Source organism: Leisingera sp. S132 (genome assembly GCF_025144465.1).
Taxonomy (GTDB): domain Bacteria; phylum Pseudomonadota; class Alphaproteobacteria; order Rhodobacterales; family Rhodobacteraceae; genus Leisingera.
In genome coordinates this window covers 1,171,962-1,188,848 of record NZ_CP083553.1, presented here as the reverse complement: position 1 = coordinate 1,188,848, position 16,887 = coordinate 1,171,962, and the positions used below count along the sequence as shown (strand labels likewise).

The following is a 16,887-nucleotide window of genomic DNA, read 5'->3' as shown; positions in this document are numbered from 1 at the left end:
GTGTGCCTACCTTTGGCTGTCCCGGCGCATGCGCCAGAGTTGAAATATGTTGACCAGGGCATAGATCATGCCCGCCAGCGCGGCGAAGTCGAACAAGAGCGCATAGCGCCCCGGCAGACCCAGCATGGGGCCGATGAACAGCGAGACCACGATCCACAGCGAAATGGTCCCGGCAATCACCAATGCGATATGCCGGCCTTTTGCTGCAATGGCCTGATCCTGTTCCTTGCTCATCTGTTCCCTATCACCCGAAGGCGGCCCAGACGGGCCGCTTCCGATCAATCTTCTTTATCGTCGTAGAGGTGCTCTTTTTTGGCACGCTTCGCAAACTCGGTCTCGTCACCCACCGAAAGGCGCTTGGCCTGTTCGATCCAGCCGTCCCGTTCGATCCGGCCTTTGAACTTGAGACGCGCATCAACCCAGGCGACTTCGGCCCCGGTCCATTCGGCGATCTGGTCAAAGTGGAAGAAACCCAGTTCGTTCAGCTTTTCTTCCAGCTTGGGGCCGACGCCCTTCAGGAGCTTCAGATCATCCGGCAGGCCGCCGCGGGCCTCTTTCAGGACCTCGGGCTGGCTTTCTTCTGCCTGGCTGTCTGCCGCGGGTTTCGCCGCAGCCCCTTCCGGCGAAGCGGGTTCTGCCGCGGCGGATTTCTTCGGCGCTGCCTTGGCGGCTTCCTCTGCCTGCTTCACGGCAGGCTTCGGTGCTTCCGGCGCTTTCGGCGGCTGACCTTCGGCGGCGCGGCCGGCCACAACACCGTCCTTGCCGACCCAAGGCGTCAGCAGCGGCACTTCATCGCCCTGGATGCGCTTGACGCCGTCCTTGATGTCCATCGCCAGCTGCGCGCTCGCGTTGTATTGGGTCTTGCCGCTGTCAAACTCGGTCAGCGAGGTGAGGCCCGATTTCGGCTCAGCTGCATAACGCCCGTTTTGCGGCCCTGGTGCCACAACCTTGCCAGCCGCCAGATCGTCCAGCAGCTTGGTGAAGCTCTCGACGGTCAAGTCTTCATAATAGTCCTTGCCGATCTGCGCCATGGGGGCGTTGGTGCAGGCCCCCAGGCACTCGACCTCTTCCCAGGTGAACTTGCCATCTGCCGAAAGGGTGTGCGGCTTCTCGGCAATCTTTTCCTTGCAGACCGCCACCAGATCCTCGGCGCCGCAGATCATGCAGGACGTGGTGCCGCAGATCTGGATATTGGCGATGGAACCGGTCGGCTGCAGCTGGAACATGAAGTAGAAGGAGGCAACCTCCAGCACCCGGATATAGGCCATGCCGAGCATATCGGCGACGGCTTCGATCGCGGGTTTGGTAACCCAGCCTTCCTGTTCCTGCGCACGCCACAAAAGCGGAATGACCGCAGAGGCCTGACGGCCCTCAGGATACTTGGTGATCTGCGCCTCAGCCCAGGCCTGGTTGGCCGGGGTGAAGGCAAAGCTGTCGGGTTGTTCGGAATGCAGACGGCGAAGCATTAGCGGTCAATCTCTCCAAATACGACGTCCATGGTGCCGATGATGGCGGCGACGTCGGCCAGCTGGTGGCCCTTGGCAACGTGGTCCATCGCCTGCAGATGCAGGAAGCCCGGCGCGCGGATCTTGGAGCGGTAGGGCTTGTTGGACCCGTCCGCCACCAGATAGACGCCGAACTCGCCCTTGGGCGCCTCGACTGCTGCATAAACCTCGCCTGCCGGGACGTGGAACCCTTCGGTGTACAGCTTGAAATGGTGGATCAGGCTTTCCATCGAGGTCTTCATGTCGCCGCGCTTGGGCGGGCTCAGCTTGCCGCGGGCCATCACGTCGCCGGTGGCTTCGCGAAGCTTGGCAACCGCCTGGCGGATGATCGAGGTCGACTGGCGCATCTCTTCCATCCGGCAGAGGTAGCGGTCATAGCAGTCGCCGTTCTTGCCGATCGGCACCTGGAACTCGAATTCGTCATAACATTCATAGGGCTGCGCGCGGCGCAGGTCCCACGCAAGGCCGGAGCCGCGGACCATGACGCCGGAGAAGCCGTATTCCTGGATGTCCTTCTCGGTCACCACACCGATGTCGCAGTTGCGCTGCTTGAAAATGCGGTTTTCAGTCAAGAGGCCGTCAATGTCGTCCAGCACCTTGGGGAATTCCATCGCCCAGAGGTCGATGTCGTCCAGCAGTTCATCCGGAAGGTCCTGATGCACACCGCCGGGGCGGAAGTAGGCCGCATGCAGGCGCGCGCCGCAGGCCCGCTCGTAGAAGATCATCAGCTTTTCGCGCTCTTCAAAGCCCCAGAGCGGCGGGGTCAGCGCGCCGACGTCCATCGCCTGCGTGGTGACGTTGAGGAGGTGGTTCAGCACCCGGCCGATTTCCGAGTAGAGCACCCGGATCAGCTGGCCCCGGCGCGGCACTTCGGTGCCGGTCAGCTTTTCGATGGCCAGGCACCAGGCATGTTCCTGGTTCATCGGCGCCACGTAATCGAGGCGGTCGAAATACGGCAGGTTCTGCAGGTAGGTGCGGCTTTCCATCAGCTTTTCGGTGCCGCGGTGCAGCAGGCCAATATGCGGGTCGCAGCGCTCGACAATCTCGCCGTCGAGTTCAAGCACCAGACGCAGAACCCCATGCGCCGCAGGGTGCTGCGGGCCGAAGTTGATGTTGAAGTTGCGGATCTTCTGCTCGCCGCTCAGCGCGTCAACGCTGCCGTCGTCAAATTTGGAGCCGTCCATCATTGCGCCCCCTCCTTCTCGTCGCCGGGCAGGATGTATTCGGCACCTTCCCACGGGGACATGAAATCAAACTGACGGTATTCCTGCACCAGCTTCACCGGCTCATAGACCACGCGCTTCTGCGCCTCGTCATAGCGGACCTCGGTATACCCGGTGGTCGGGAAGTCCTTGCGCAGCGGATAGCCGCGGAAGCCATAGTCGGTCAGGATCCGGCGCAGGTCCGGGTGGCCGGAGAACAGGATGCCAAACATGTCGTAGACTTCCCGCTCGAACCAGTTGGCCGAGGGATGCACGTTGATGATCGAGGGCACCATCTCATCCTCGCGCACGGCAGCGCGCAGGCGGATGCGCTGGTTCCGGTACATCGACAGGAAGTGGTAGACCACGTCAAAGCGCTTGGCGCGGTCGGGGTAGTCCACCGCGGTGATGTCCACCAGGGTCGAAAACTTGCAGTTGGCGTCCAGCTTCAGGAACTCCACCAGACCGGCGATGTTCGAGGGTGTGACGTCGATGTTCAGTTCATCAAAGGAAACATCCCAGGCCACCACGCAATCGGGGCGTTTGGCTTCAATCTGGGCGCCCAGCTCTTTCAGTGCTTCAGTCATGTTGTCTCCGCCCCTCCTTAGCGCACCAGGGTGCCGGTGCGGCGGATCTTGCGCTGCAACTGCATCAGACCATAGAGCAGCGCCTCTGCCGTTGGCGGGCAGCCGGGCACATAGACGTCAACCGGCACAACCCGGTCGCAGCCGCGCACCACGGAATAGCTGTAGTGGTAATAGCCGCCGCCGTTGGCGCAGGAGCCCATCGAGATCACATAACGCGGCTCGGGCATCTGGTCGTAGACCTTGCGCAGCGCCGGCGCCATCTTGTTGGTGAGGGTGCCTGCGACGATCATCACGTCCGACTGGCGCGGCGAGGCGCGCGGTGCGATGCCGAAGCGTTCGGCGTCATAGCGCGGCATCGAGGTGTGCATCATCTCAACTGCGCAGCAGGCCAGGCCAAAGGTCATCCAGTGAAGCGAGCCGGTACGGGCCCAGTTGATGATATCCTCAGCCGAGGTGAGCAGGAAGCCCTTGTCCTGAAGCTCGGCATTGATGGCCCGGGTGACGACTTCCTTGTCCACGCCCGCCGTGTTGGGTCCGGTCATCACTGCCATTCCAGAGCCCCTTTCTTCCATTCATAGGCAAAGCCGATGGTCAGCACACCGAGGAACACCATCATCGACCAGAAGCCGAGGTCGCTGATGTCCTTGAAACCGACGGCCCAGGGAAACAGGAAGGCGATCTCAAGGTCGAAAATGATGAAGAGAATCGACACCAGATAAAACCGGACATCGAATTTCATGCGGGCATCGTCAAAGGCGTTGAAACCGCATTCATAGGCGCTGACCTTTTCCGGGTCCGGGTTGCGGACCGCCAGAACGACGGCTGCAAGGATAAGGACAATCCCCAAACCTGCCGCGACGGCCAGGAAGACCAGGATTGGCAGGTATTCCCTCAACATCTCTTCCAAGAGCAGCTCCTTTCCCCGGGCGGTTTTCCGCGCGGCGTCAATTGGCGTGTTGATTTGGACAGTGCATACCCCCGCGCCCGGGGAGCGTCAACTAAAGCAAGGTTAATCCACAGGGGTTTGGATAGAAAAAGCACTGTTGCAACACAGGGATAATTCCCAAGTGTTTTCATAAGAAAAGCGGCCGCAGGGAGATCTGCAGCCGCCGTGAAAACGTGATTCAATTATGCCGCTTTTCAGCTTTGCCATGCCGGTTTGCGTTTTTCAAAGAACGCCGCGATGCCCTCGCCAGCCTCCGGCCCTTCCCAGCAATCCACAAGCGCCTTGATTGTATGGTCGATCACGCTGCTGTCCAGCCGCGGACCCAGATCGCGGGCCAGCTTCTTGGCTGCGGCAACCGCTCCGGGAGCACAGTTCAGATAGGGCGCAACCTCCGCCGCGACCGCCTCAGCAAGCTGCTCCGCGGGCACCGCCTTGGCCAGCAGCCCGAGTTCCACGGCCTCTGCCGCACCGAACAGACGGGCCGACATAAACACCCGGCGCGCCTTGGCTTCGCCCATGCGGGCGATCACGTAAGGCCCGATGGTGGCGGGAATCAGCCCCAGCCTGGTCTCGGTCAGGCCCATCTTCAGATGATCCGCCCCAATAGCCACGTCGCAAACCGATGCCATCCCGACACCGCCGCCAAAGGCGTTGCCCTGCACCGCACCGATCAGCGGCTTCGGAAGCATGTTGAGCGCCATCAGCATCTCCGCCAGCACCCGCGCCTCGCGCGCCCGGGTTTCAGCATCAGCATCCATCTGCGCCCGCATCCAGCCCAGATCGCCGCCTGCGCAAAAGCTCTTGCCTGCACCGGTCAGCACCACAACGCGGACGGTCTCATCCTCGGCCAGCCGCTTTGCCGCCAGGGTCAGTTCCTGCAGCATCTGGCCGGACATGGCGTTGTGCTTCTCGGCCCGGTTCAGGGTCAGGGTGCAAACGCCGCGGGCGTCGGTGTCCAGGGTGATTGTCTCGAACATCTTGTATCTCCGCTGAATTCTTACTGCAGGCCGCGCATGGCCCGGGCGAGTGCTGCGGCTTCTTCCAGCACCTCCGCATCCAGGCCGGTTTCATAGCCCAGTCCGGTCAGGCGCTTGTGCACCGCTTCCGTTGCCACATTGCCCGCCGCGCCCGGCGCATAGGGGCAGCCGCCGAGGCCGCCAACGGCCGCATCGAACACCCGCACGCCCTGCGCCAGCGAAGCTTCGATATTGTCGAGCGCCCGGCCCGCGGTATCGTGGTAGTGGCCTGCCAGCTGTACAGCGGGCACCCGCGCGGTGACAGCATTGAGCATCGCAGTGATCGCCTCCGGGGTGCCCTGTCCGATGGTGTCGCCCAGCGAGATCTCGTAACAGCCGAGCGAGAACAGCCGTTCGGCCACCTCTGCCACCTTCCCGGGCGGCGTGGCCCCGTCATAAGGGCAGTCGGTCACGCAGGAGACATAGCCCCGGACCGGCAGCCCGGTTTCCTTGGCGGCCTCCAGGATCGGAAGGAAGCGCGTTATGCTTTCCTCGATGGTGGCGTTGATATTTGCCTTGGAGAAGCCTTCGGAAGCCGATGCAAAGACCGCGATCTCATCCGCTTTGGCGGCTACCGCGTCTTCATATCCGCGCATATTGGGGGTCAGAGCTGCATAGCGGACGCCAGATGCGCGGGTGATACCCGCCAGCACCTCCGCGCTGCCCGCCATCTGCGGCACCCATTTGGGCGACACGAAACTGGCCACCTCGATGCGTTTGAACCCGGCGCGGCTGAGGCAGTCGGTCAGCGCCACCTTTTCCGCAACCGGGATCTCCCGCTTTTCGTTCTGCAGCCCGTCGCGCGGGCCAACTTCGAAGATTTCGGCAAATTCACCCATGGAATGCCCTCCGGCTTCATCTTTCCAAAAATACTCAAACCGCAGCGGGGGCGGCAGGCGCGCCGCCCCCGCCCCAGATCAGCCGTCTTCTTATTCCAGCCGCACCAGCGCTGCACCGGCTTCAACCTGGTCGCCTGCAGCGGCCAGAACCTCGGCCACCACACCGTCGCGGGCCGCCAGCAGCGAATGCTCCATTTTCATCGCTTCCAGAATCGCAAGCCGGTCGCCCTCCTTCACCGCCTGGCCGGCTTCGGCAAAGACCGCCTTCACGAGGCCCGGCATCGGCGCCTCGATCACGTTGCTGTCGCCGCCTGCTGCCGCATCGCGGTCCAGCGGGTCTATCGCGGTGAACTCCAGCCCGTAGGCATCATGCACAGTGATCAGCGTTCCCGACTGCGACACCGCGGGCATCCGGCGCTCGTCAATGCGCCACTGGCCCTGGCTGCGTTCGGCCACGACGGTTTCGCCATCAATGGTCCAAAGCTGCCGGTCCGGCCCGTCCACCTGCACATCCGCCGTAAACTCCTCACCCGCATGGGAAAGGATGACGGCCCGGTGCAGAGGCGCCCAGAGGGTGAAACCGGTGTCCGGTGCAGCCTCCACCAGATCCAGCGCCACCATGCCGGCCGCTGCCTTGTGGCGCAGTTCCACCACCGGCGCTGCGGTCAGCGCGTCCAGATCGCGGGCAATCAGTCCGGTGTCCACCTCGCCGTTGGCAAAGCCCTCATGCGCCGCCAGTGCGCCAAGGAATGCCAGGTTGGTGACGGTTCCGCCGACTTGCGTTTCCTCCAGCGCGCGGGCCAGCCGCGACAGCGCCACCTTGCGGGTGGAACCATGCACGATCACCTTGGAGATCATCGGGTCGTACCAGGGGCTGATAGTATCCCCTGCCCGCACACCGCTGTCGGCGCGGGCCTCAGCCGGGAAGGACAGATGGGTTAGGGTGCCGGTTGCGGGCAGGAAGCCCTTGGGCACGTCCTCCGCGTAAAGCCGCGCCTCAAAGGCGTGGCCGGTGATGGTGAGGTCTTCCTGCTTGGCGGGCAGACTCTCGCCAGAGGCGACGCGCAACTGCCACTCCACCAGATCGACGCCGGTGATCAGCTCGGTCACCGGATGCTCCACCTGCAGGCGGGTGTTCATTTCCATGAACCAGAACCCGTCGGGGCGCAGCCCGTCAGAGCCGTCAACGATGAACTCGACCGTGCCCGCGCCCTTATAGCCGATGGCCTCCGCCGCCCGCACGCCAGCCTGTCCCATCGCCTCGCGCATCTCCTCGGTCATGCCCGGCGCGGGCGCTTCCTCGATCACCTTCTGATGGCGGCGCTGCAGGGAGCAGTCGCGCTCGAACAGATGCACCGCGTGGGTCCCGTCGCCAAAGACCTGGACCTCGATATGCCGCGGCTGCTGGATGTATTTCTCGATCAGGACATCCGGGTTGCCAAAGGCGGTGGTCGCCTCGCCTTGGGCACTTTTCAGGGCATCGGCAAATTCGGCAGGCTTTTCGACCAACCGCATGCCTTTGCCGCCGCCGCCGGCAACCGCCTTGATCAGCACCGGATAGCCGATCTTCTCCGCCTCGCCGGCCAGGAACTCCGGGTCCTGATTGGCACCGTGATAGCCCGGCACCACCGGCACGCCGGCCTCTTCCATCAGCGCCTTGGCGGCGTCCTTGAGGCCCATCTTGCGGATCGCATCCGCCGACGGCCCGATGAAAGTGAGGCCCGCAGCCTCCACCGCCTCGACGAATTTCGGGTTTTCCGACAGGAAGCCGTACCCCGGGTGGATCGCCTGGGCGCCGGTTTCCTGTGCGACGCGGATGATCTCGTCGCCCTTCAGGTAGCTGTCTGCCGGGGCCGGGCCGCCGATATGCACGGCCTCATCCGCCAGCGCCACATGTTTCGAAGCCGCATCGGCGTCGGAGTAAACAGCCACGGTCAGCACCCCCATGGCACGGGCGGTTTCCATCACGCGGCAGGCAATCTCTCCGCGGTTGGCAATCAGGATTTTGTCAAACATGGGAGATCCTCACATCCGGAACACGCCGAAGCGCGTGTCTTCGATCGGGGCATTCAGCGCGGCGCTCAGCGACAGGGCCAGCACGTCGCGGGATTTGCGCGGGTCGATTATGCCGTCATCCCAGAGGCGGGCCGAGGCATAAAGCGGATGGCTCTGTTCCTCGAACATCTCGATGGTGGGGCGTTTGAACTCCGCTTCGTCCTCGGTGCTCCAGCTGCCCCCCTGGCGTTCGATGGCGTCGCGTTTCACGGTCGCCAGCACACCCGCCGCCTGCTCGCCGCCCATCACCGAGATGCGGGAATTCGGCCAGGTCCACAGGAAGCGCGGGGAGTAAGCGCGGCCCGACATGCCGTAGTTGCCGGCACCAAAGGAGCCGCCGACCAGCATGGTGATCTTGGGGACATTGGTGGTGGCGACGGCCGTCACCATCTTGGCGCCGTGGCGGGCGATGCCTTCGTTTTCGTATTTGCGGCCGACCATGAAGCCGGTGATGTTCTGCAGGAACACCAGCGGGATCTTGCGCTGGCTGCACAGTTCCACGAAATGCGCGCCTTTCTGGGCGGCTTCGGAGAACAAGACGCCGTTGTTGGCGATGATGCCGATCGGGCAGCCCTTGAGGTGGGCAAAGCCGGTCACCAGGGTTTCGCCGAAGCGCGGTTTGAACTCGTCAAAGCGGGAGCCGTCGACCAGCCGCGCGATCACTTCGCGGATGTCATAAGGCGTGCGCAGATCGCCCGGAACCACGCCAAGGATTTCCTCGGGGTCGTAAGCCGGCTCTTCCGGGCTGGCCCAGTTCACCGTCAGCGGCTTGGTGATGTTCAGCGACTGCACCGCACGGCGGGCCAGCGCCAGCGCGTGGGCGTCATCCTCGGCCAAATAATCGGCCACACCGGAGAGGCGCGTGTGCACATCACCGCCGCCCAGATCCTCGGCGCTGACGACCTCGCCCGTCGCGGCCTTCACCAGCGGCGGGCCGGCCAGGAAGATGGTGCCCTGCTCCTTAACGATGATGGTGACGTCCGACATAGCCGGCACATAGGCGCCGCCCGCGGTGCAGGAGCCCATGACGACCGCGATTTGCGGGATGCCCTTGGCCGACATCCGCGCCTGGTTGTAGAAGATGCGCCCGAAATGGTCGCGGTCGGGGAAGACCTCGTCCTGGTTGGGCAGGTTGGCGCCGCCCGAGTCGACCAGATAGATGCAGGGGAGACGGTTTTCCTCGGCAATTTCCTGCGCGCGCAGGTGTTTCTTCACCGTCATCGGGTAATAGGTGCCGCCTTTCACGGTGGCGTCATTGCAGACCACCATGACCTCCTGCCCGTGCACCCGGCCGATGCCCGCAATCACGCCCGCCGCGGGCGCGGCGCCGTCATACATGGCATGCGCCGCGGTGGCGCCGATCTCCAGGAACGGGGAGCCGGGGTCCAGCAGGTTTGCCACCCGGCGGCGCGGCAGCATCTTGCCGCGGCTTTCGTGCCGGGCGCGGGATTTCTCGCCGCCGCCCAAGCGCGCGGCCTCAGCCGCCTCGCTGATCTGCGCAAGAGCCGCCAGATGCGCCTCGCGGTTCTGCTTGAAGCCGTCCGAGGAGGGCATCGCCTTGGATGTGAGTTTCATTTAACCGGCACTCCCTTTTGTTTGAACGAAAACTTGAACTTCTGCCTTTTCACGGAAAGGCCGGTTTCAAAGTTATTGGGGAGGTGTACATCAACTTGTGCTTCCCCTCTTGATACTGCTCCTCTGACCAAACAAATCGAATGCAGCAGTAAAGAAACAGCCATGAGGCGTTTCATATCCTGTTCCGAATTCAGTTCTTCGGTCCCGAAAGCTACGGAGAAGTCCCGCCCCTTGCTTTCGTACCAATCAACCCAATTCAGCCCTGAAACCACTTCGTTCAGGGGGCTAAACTCACCAGTTTCGTCTTTGACCTTCAAAGCAACGCCAGGGCCAAAATAAGTTGGCTTTCCGTGCTTAAATGCGTTTATTGCTCCGCGTTCAGAGAGTAGATCAGCTTCCTCTACAACCAGCCGCTTGATCTCCCCTTGAGTGACAGCCTCCAACTGTCGCGGGTCAGCGAAAAGTTGGTAGGACAGCCATTCATTGAATGCGAGCGGTTGCCCGCCAATAACTACCTCAAACCCTTCAGGCACTTTTTCATCTTTCAGTGCCCGATAGACCTGAGCCAATGCCCTTTCCCGCATCGTGGATGCAATTCGCGCAAATGGCCCGAAGTCTGAGCCGCACAAAATGAACAGAACCAATGTTTCAGAGGAAAAGTAGCGCAACGCCCTAATGGTATGGATCGCATACTCTTCATACCGTTCACGAGAAATTTTAAGCCCATCTAGAACGGAATGCTCTCCCAAGACTTCACCAGAATCGATGTCCTGAATTCGTAAGCTGCTTGGTGTTGCCTTGTTCAAACACTCAGCAAGGGTCCAGAAGTAAAAAGGGTCAAACTCGGCATAAAACTTTCGGTCTACATCCGTCAGAAACCGCTGCAGGTCGTCGGCTGTGTCACTGTTGCTCATTACTGCTTAATCTCCCCCGCAGCCCGCGCCTTCAATTCCTTGCGGATCACCTTGCCGGTCACGGTCATCGGCAGCGCGTCCAGGAACGCCACCTCACGCGGATAGGAGTACTGCGCGAGGCGGCCCTTTACGTAATCCTGCAGTTCCCGTTCCGAGGCCTCCGCCCCCGGCTTCAGCACCACATAGGCTTTGACGATCTCGGTGCGCAGGCTGTCGGGCTTGCCGACCACGCCAACCGTCGCCACTGCCGGGTGGGTCATCAAACAATCCTCGATCTCTGCCGGACCGATGCGGTAGCCGCCGGAGGTAATCACGTCATCCTCGCGGCCTACGAAACGCAAGTAATCCCCCTCCCAGATGCCGCGGTCGCCAGTCACCAGCCAGTCGTCGCGAAATTTGGCCGCAGTTTCCACAGGCCGGTTCCAGTATTCCAGCAGCATCGAGGCCGAGCCGCGGCGGATGGCGACGTCGCCCTCGCCTTGCGCAGGGTTGCCCGCTTCGTCGATCACCGCCAGCTCATGCCCCGGCACCGCCTTGCCGATGCAGCCCGGGCGCGGCTCGAAGTCCGCGGCGCAGGAGGAGGCCACCATGTTGCATTCGGTCTGGCCGTAAAACTCGTTGATGGTCACCCCCAGCTGCCGCCGGCCCCAGGCGAGCATCTCGGCGCCCAGGGGCTCTCCGCCGCTGGCAACAGAGCGCAGACCGCTGAGCCCCTGCCCGGCTGCCTTCAGCATCCTGAGTGCGGTCGGCGGAAAGAAGATGTTGCGCACGCCTGCCTGCGCGATCAGCTCCGCGCAGGCCTCCGGCGTGAACTTGTCCAGCCGCGCCGCAACCACCGGCACGCCCAGCGCCAGGCCCGGCATCAGCACATCGAACAGGCCGCCGATCCAGGCCCAGTCCGCCGGCGTCCAAAGGACATCACCCGGCTGGCCGAGGTGATCATGGCTGATGGCAACGCCCGGCAGGTGGCCGGTCAGCACTCTATGGCCATGCAGCGCGCCTTTGGGGCTGCCGGTGGTGCCGGAGGTGTAGATCAGAACGGCTGGGGTATCCGGTTCGGTGTCAGCGAAGGTCACCGGCGCGCCATCAATGCCGGCTGTGTCCGCCATCACGGCCTCGGCCAAATTGCCCAGCAAGTCCGCGCCCTCGGCATCGGTAAAGACAAACCGCACTCCGGCATCGCCAGCCCGCGAGGCCAGCGCGTCATGTTTGAACAGTTTGAACAGCGGCACAGAGATGCCGCCCGTCTTCCAGACCGCCAGATGTGCCGCCGCGCACCAGGGCGACTGGCTGAGCAGCACCCCGACCCGGTCGCCGGGCTGGATGCGGGTCAGCAGATAGCGCGCCAGCCCGTCTGTCATTGCCGCCAATTCGCCATAGGAAATGTCGCGGCGTACAGGGCCGGTCATGTCAATCAGCGCCAGCGCATCGTCCGGCTGCGCCAGGCATTGCGCGGCCATATTCAACCGCCCTGGCAAGTCCCAGCTGCCGTCTGCGCGAAGCCCTGGAATGTTACGTTCTTGATGCATGTTTAGACATTCCTGAAACGCATAGCCGGTATGCGTTTTTTCTTCGCGTTTTCAATAGGTAACATCACACCCATTTGACTCAGATCAGGGTCTGCCGCCCGTTTCGGGCGCATCACGTCGAGGTGAACACAAGAAAAGGGACGCACCCCATGAAACGCATGGTTTCCGCACTTGCGCTGACCTCCGCCCTGGCCGCGCTGGCCGCCCCCGCACTTGCTCAGGAGCAAGGCGACTGGACTGTCGGCGTCGGTATCGCCAATGTGAACCCGAAATCCGGCAATGGCACCCTGGCCGGCGCGCTGGCTGACATTGATGACGGCACCGCGCTGTCGCTGACCGTTGAGTACTTCTTCCGTGACAACTGGGGTGTCGAGTTGCTGGCGGCCACGCCGTTTGAGCACGACGTCAACCTGGGTGGTGCCTATGCGGCCTCCGCCAAGCAGCTGCCGCCGACCCTGTCGGTCAACTACCACTTCCCCACCCAAGGGGTGATCAAGCCGTTCCTTGGCCTGGGCCTGAATTACACCACCTTCTTTGAGGAAGAGACCGCGCTTGGCACGCTCAAGCTGGACGACAGCTTTGGCGTCGCGGTGAACGCCGGGGCCGACTACCAGATCTCTGACAATGGCGCGTTGCGGTTCAACGTCCGCTGGATGGACATCGACACCGACGCAACGCTGGACGGCGCCGCCATCGGCACCGCCGAGATTGATCCGGTTGTCGTGAACTTCGCTTACGTGCACCGCTTCTGATCCTTGGTGATCCAAGTAAGGCCTGGCGGCTTGCCTCGTGCTGCCAGGCCTGTTTCAATCCCCGCGCCGTCCTTGTGATTGCGCGGGGTTCTCGTTCTTACATGGTGCCCATCAGCTCGCGGCCGATCAGCATCCTGCGGATTTCACTGGTGCCAGCGCCAATTTCCATCAGCTTGGCATCCCGGAAGATACGTCCAACCGGGTTGTCGGACAGGTACCCCGCCCCGCCGAAGGCCTGCACAGCCTGGTGTGCCTGAGTCATCGCCACCTCGGAAGCATAGAGGCAGCAAGCCGCTGCGTCCTGACGGGTCACGGTGCCCTTGTCGCAGGCTTTGGCAACCTCATAGACATAAGCCCGCGCGGTGTTCATCGCCGTATACATGTCGGCGATCTTGGCCTGCATCAGCTGGAAGTTCCCGATCGGCTGGCCGAACTGCTTGCGCTCTTTCATGTAGGGCATCATTTCGTCCATGCAGGCAGCCATGATGCCCGTGCCGATGCCAGCAAGCACCACACGCTCATAATCCAGACCGGACATCAGCACACGCACGCCCTTGCCCTCTTCGCCCAGGATATTCTCAAACGGGACCTCCACGTCCTCGAACACCAGCTCAGCCGTGTTGGAGCCGCGCATTCCCAGCTTGTCGAAATGCTTGGAAGTGGAGAAGCCCTTGAATTCCTTTTCGATCAGGAAGGCGGTGATGCCTTTGGAGCCGGCTTCCGGATCGGTCTTGGCGTAAACCACCAGGGTATCGGCGTCAGGGCCGTTGGTGATCCAGTACTTGTTGCCGTTCAGGCGGAAGTGGTCGTTGCGCTTTTCCGCGCGCAGGCTCATCGACACCACATCAGAGCCAGCGCCTGCTTCGGACATGGCCAGCGCGCCGACGTGTTCGCCGGACAGCAACCGCGGCAGGTATTTTGACTTCTGTTCCGCGTTGCCGTTCAGCTTGATCTGGTTGACGCAGAGGTTGGAATGCGCACCGTAGGACAGCGAGACAGAAGCGCTGGCGCGGGCGATTTCCTCAATCGCGACGGTATGAGCCAGATAGGACATGCCAGCACCGCCGAATTCTTCCGGCACAGTGATGCCTAGGAGGCCCAGCTCGCCCATCTCCTGCCAAAGCTCTGCCGGAAACTCGTTTTTCTGGTCAATCTCCTGCGCCATCGGCTTGATGCGCTCCTGCGCCCAGCGGTGAACCACATCGCGCAGCGCGTTCACGTCCTCACCAAGGTCGAAAGTCATGCTTGCGTTGAACATCCCGCGGATCCTCCAGGCCAGAGCCGATTATATGAACAGTTGTTCAATTCAATAAAGGAGCCTTCGATTCGGGTCAATGGCGGTCCAGCGCCCACGAACGCAGCGTCCAAGCCGCATAACAGCCCCAATTTAGAAGGCACCGTTTTCGGGCACGGGAAACGGAACGGAAAACACGTGCTTTCCGGGCCGGAATTCTCGTAGAATTCAGGCTGGCAGTTCAGCCGGCAGGGACCTTTTCCCGCTTGCGGGCGTTAAGAGACAGACACGGAAAACCTGCCCTGCCTGCAATCCAGAGGAGTTTCAAATGACACGAGCAACCCCCGCCCTGGCCGCCGCATTCTGCCTGCTCAACCTGCCTGCCGCCGCCGAGGAGGTCGGGCAGATCGGCGTCGATTGGGTCGGAAACGACATCATTATCGAGGCTATCGCCGACCCGAAAGTCGACGGCGTGACCTGCCATATTGCCTATTTCGAACGCGGGCTGATTGACCGGCTGTCCAAAGGCAACTGGTTCGAAGACCCTTCAAACGCCTCCATCGCCTGCCGCCAGACCGGGCCGATCACTCTGGGCGACATCGATCGCGGTCGCGACGGAGAGGACGTGTTCCGCGCGTCGCGCTCCATCATCCTGAAATCGCTGCGGGTGAAGCGGATCTTTGACGAGGCGAACCAGACCCTGATCTATGCCGCCCACGCGGCAGAGCTGACTGACGGGTCTGCCAAGGTTTCAATCTCGACGGTGCCGCTCTATCAGGCGGACTGATAGACGGCGGAAACCTCTGCCCGGATGATGCGGGCGATCTGCGCGCAGTCCTGGAGGCTGAAAGTCAGCGGCACCCGCATGTCGATGATGCCCGCGAGGACGCGGTCGCTTTGCGGCAGCCGCGGCGTTTCTGCGTAGCGCCAGCTGTCATAGCGGGAGGTGAAGGCCACAGGTTCCGGCGTGCCGAACCATTTCAGTTCAACGCCGCGGGCGGCGCAGCGGCGGACAGCCTCCTGAACCGCGTCCTCGGACCAGTCCAGAAGCAGGAACTGAATCGAGGAGCCGACGTAGACCTCCTGCGCGGGGCGCTCCACCACCGTCAGGCCGGGCGTGCCGCGCAGGCCCTCCTCCACCGCGCGGTAGCGGTCATTCCAGCGTTGCACCTGGGTATCCAGATCGCGCAGCTGCGGCCGCAGGATGGCGGCGCGCAGATTGTCCATGCGCCCCGAGATGTTGGGGGTCTCGTATTTCACCCGCTCGAACACCTCCGGCCCTGGCGCCGCCATATGGCGGCCATAGAGCATATAGGAGCCGGACATCATGATGGCGCGGGCAGCAATCTCTTCATCATTCGTGATGAGCAACCCGCCCTCGCCCGAGTTCACATGCTTGTAGGTCTGGCAGGAATAGCAGCCGGCCGCACCGTGGCGGCCCGACAGCACCCCGTTCCAAGAGGCGCCCATGGTGTGAGCGCAATCCTCGATCACGGTGATGCCCGCTGCATCGCAGATCTCCATCAGCCGGTCCATGTCGCACAGGTGTCCTCGCATGTGCGACAGCATCAGCACCTTGGCCTGATCCGCCTTGGCCGCCAAATCGTCCAGATCAATCGTCAGGCTTTCGGTCACCTCGACAAACACCGGCTCCGCCCCGACAGAAGCAATGGATCCCGGCACCGGCGCCAGGGTGAAGGCGTTGGTCAGCACCTTGTCGCCAGGCTTCACGCCGACGGCGCGCAGCGAGGTTGCCAGCGCATAGCCTCCGGACGCCACCGCAAGGCAGTATTTTGCGCCCATCTGCGCCGCGAACTCCTGCTCCAGCAGCGCGGTTTCGCCTGGCTCGCCCTCGGCCACATTGTAGCGGTGCAGCCGTCCGTGACGAAGCACCGCCAGCGCGGCCTCGATAGCGTCTTCGGGGATGGGTTCCTGCTGGGTGAATGACCCGGTAAACTTTTCGCTCATGCGGCGTTTGTGAGCCGCGGGCTGTCAGCGGTCAAGAGAGAAGCTGGAGAGACGATTTTCCCGAAACTGAGTTGCGGGATCACGAAATCAGCCGCTCCGCAACATCCAGAAGGTCCTCAAACCGGTGCAGCAGCGCCTCCGGCTTCAACGCTGCCATGTCATCGCCGGAGGGGCCGAAGGTCACCAGCACCGACGGCACGCCCGCATTGGCGGAAGTATTGCGGTCGGTGTCGCTGTCGCCGACCAGCAGGGTGCGGGCCGGATCGCCGCCTGCGCGGCGGGCGGCCTCGAACAGCGGTTCCGGGTTGGGTTTGCGCACCGGCAGCGTGTCTGCCCCGACCAGCGAGGCAAAGGCATCCCGCACGCCAAGGCTGCGCATCAGCTGCTCTGCCAGCCCCTCAGGTTTGTTGGTGCAGATGCCGACGCCGAAACCTGCGGTTTTCAGCCTCTCTACGGCATCCATCGCGCCGGGATAGAGCACAGTGTGGTGGTCGATGGCATCGCGGTAGGCCTCCAGCAGCACCGGATAGAACTCATCAACTGTTGCCTGATCGAACTTGCCTGTCCGCTTCAGGCCGGTCGCCAGCATGTTGCGACCACCGCGCAAGGCAACAGCAGCATCTTCCGGCCGGTCAAGCACGTCACCAAGGCCCATCTGCCGGAAACAGGCATTTGCCGCCGCCAGCAGATCGCCGGAAGTATCCGCCAGCGTGCCGTCCAGATCGAAGATAACCGTTCGCATGCCCTGCCCTTTCGGCACTTTTC

17 protein-coding genes are annotated in these 16,887 nt (G+C 62.7%); 2 read left to right on the top strand and 15 right to left on the bottom strand.

All coding sequences use genetic code 11. From position 1 onward, the window contains the following. Positions 1-6 precede the first annotated feature (6 nt). The 12 genes from K3725_RS05775 to K3725_RS05720 all read right to left on the bottom strand — a co-directional run bounded on the left by K3725_RS05775 (position 7) and on the right by K3725_RS05720 (position 12,168). A complete protein-coding gene (locus tag K3725_RS05775; RefSeq protein WP_019295993.1) occupies positions 7-234 on the bottom strand; it encodes a DUF5337 domain-containing protein in 228 nt (75 codons plus the stop codon). A 44-nt stretch (positions 235-278) separates the two neighbouring features. Further along, positions 279-1,466 carry an NADH-quinone oxidoreductase subunit E gene (locus K3725_RS05770; protein WP_260017878.1) on the bottom strand — a complete coding sequence of 396 codons (1,188 nt, stop codon included), beginning with the start codon at positions 1,464-1,466 and terminating at the stop codon, positions 279-281. Then, entirely contained in the window at positions 1,466-2,689 is a 1,224-nt protein-coding gene (locus tag K3725_RS05765; RefSeq protein ID WP_260018573.1) for an NADH-quinone oxidoreductase subunit D, read from the bottom strand. The genes K3725_RS05770 and K3725_RS05765 overlap by 1 nt, the downstream gene beginning before the upstream one ends. After that, the gene (locus K3725_RS05760) at positions 2,689-3,294 is read right to left on the bottom strand and encodes an NADH-quinone oxidoreductase subunit C (protein ID WP_260017877.1); all 606 of its coding nucleotides are present in this window, start codon (positions 3,292-3,294) and stop codon (positions 2,689-2,691) included. Before K3725_RS05760 ends, K3725_RS05765 begins: the two co-directional genes overlap by 1 nt. A 17-nt stretch (positions 3,295-3,311) precedes the next feature. Beyond that, on the bottom strand, positions 3,312-3,845 hold the full coding sequence (locus K3725_RS05755) for an NADH-quinone oxidoreductase subunit B family protein (protein WP_019295997.1): 534 nt from the start codon (positions 3,843-3,845) through the stop codon (positions 3,312-3,314). Then, positions 3,836-4,201: an NADH-quinone oxidoreductase subunit A gene (locus tag K3725_RS05750; RefSeq protein WP_019295998.1), complete on the bottom strand. Its 366-nt coding sequence runs from the start codon at positions 4,199-4,201 to the stop codon at positions 3,836-3,838. Before K3725_RS05750 ends, K3725_RS05755 begins: the two co-directional genes overlap by 10 nt. A 233-nt stretch (positions 4,202-4,434) precedes the next feature. Next, on the bottom strand, positions 4,435-5,217 hold the full coding sequence (locus K3725_RS05745) for a crotonase/enoyl-CoA hydratase family protein (protein WP_260017876.1): 783 nt from the start codon (positions 5,215-5,217) through the stop codon (positions 4,435-4,437). A 20-nt stretch (positions 5,218-5,237) separates the two neighbouring features. Beyond that, the gene (locus K3725_RS05740; protein ID WP_260017875.1) at positions 5,238-6,095 is read right to left on the bottom strand and encodes a hydroxymethylglutaryl-CoA lyase; all 858 of its coding nucleotides are present in this window, start codon (positions 6,093-6,095) and stop codon (positions 5,238-5,240) included. 90 nt (positions 6,096-6,185) lie between these two features. Further along, entirely contained in the window at positions 6,186-8,111 is a 1,926-nt protein-coding gene (locus K3725_RS05735) for an acetyl/propionyl/methylcrotonyl-CoA carboxylase subunit alpha (RefSeq protein ID WP_260017874.1), read from the bottom strand. A gap of 9 nt (positions 8,112-8,120) precedes the next feature. Beyond that, on the bottom strand, positions 8,121-9,725 hold the full coding sequence (locus K3725_RS05730; RefSeq protein WP_260017873.1) for a carboxyl transferase domain-containing protein: 1,605 nt from the start codon (positions 9,723-9,725) through the stop codon (positions 8,121-8,123). Next, positions 9,722-10,639, bottom strand: a complete 918-nt coding sequence (locus K3725_RS05725; protein WP_260017872.1) for a hypothetical protein — start codon at positions 10,637-10,639, stop codon at positions 9,722-9,724. Before K3725_RS05725 ends, K3725_RS05730 begins: the two co-directional genes overlap by 4 nt. Beyond that, positions 10,639-12,168, bottom strand: a complete 1,530-nt coding sequence (locus tag K3725_RS05720; RefSeq protein ID WP_260017871.1) for an AMP-binding protein — start codon at positions 12,166-12,168, stop codon at positions 10,639-10,641. Before K3725_RS05720 ends, K3725_RS05725 begins: the two co-directional genes overlap by 1 nt. A 149-nt stretch (positions 12,169-12,317) precedes the next feature. On the opposite strand from K3725_RS05720, the gene K3725_RS05715 reads away from it, so the two are divergent. Further along, positions 12,318-12,920, top strand: coding sequence for an OmpW family protein (locus tag K3725_RS05715; RefSeq protein ID WP_260017870.1), 603 nt, complete (start codon positions 12,318-12,320; stop codon positions 12,918-12,920). 97 nt (positions 12,921-13,017) lie between these two features. On the opposite strand, the gene K3725_RS05710 is transcribed toward K3725_RS05715, so the two are convergent. Next, positions 13,018-14,178 (bottom strand): isovaleryl-CoA dehydrogenase, encoded by a 1,161-nt coding sequence (locus tag K3725_RS05710; RefSeq protein ID WP_260017869.1) that lies wholly within the window; start codon positions 14,176-14,178, stop codon positions 13,018-13,020. Positions 14,179-14,482: 304 nt separating this feature from the next. Here K3725_RS05710 and K3725_RS05705 point away from each other — a divergent pair, with 304 nt between their 5' ends. Beyond that, on the top strand, positions 14,483-14,941 hold the full coding sequence (locus tag K3725_RS05705) for a CreA family protein (RefSeq protein WP_260017868.1): 459 nt from the start codon (positions 14,483-14,485) through the stop codon (positions 14,939-14,941). On the opposite strand, the gene K3725_RS05700 is transcribed toward K3725_RS05705, so the two are convergent. Continuing rightward, positions 14,929-16,122, bottom strand: a complete 1,194-nt coding sequence (locus K3725_RS05700; protein ID WP_260017867.1) for a DegT/DnrJ/EryC1/StrS aminotransferase family protein — start codon at positions 16,120-16,122, stop codon at positions 14,929-14,931. The two genes, K3725_RS05705 and K3725_RS05700, sit on opposite strands and share 13 nt — an antisense overlap. A 79-nt stretch (positions 16,123-16,201) precedes the next feature. Continuing rightward, a complete protein-coding gene (locus tag K3725_RS05695) occupies positions 16,202-16,864 on the bottom strand; it encodes an HAD-IA family hydrolase (protein WP_260017866.1) in 663 nt (220 codons plus the stop codon). Positions 16,865-16,887 lie beyond the last annotated feature (23 nt).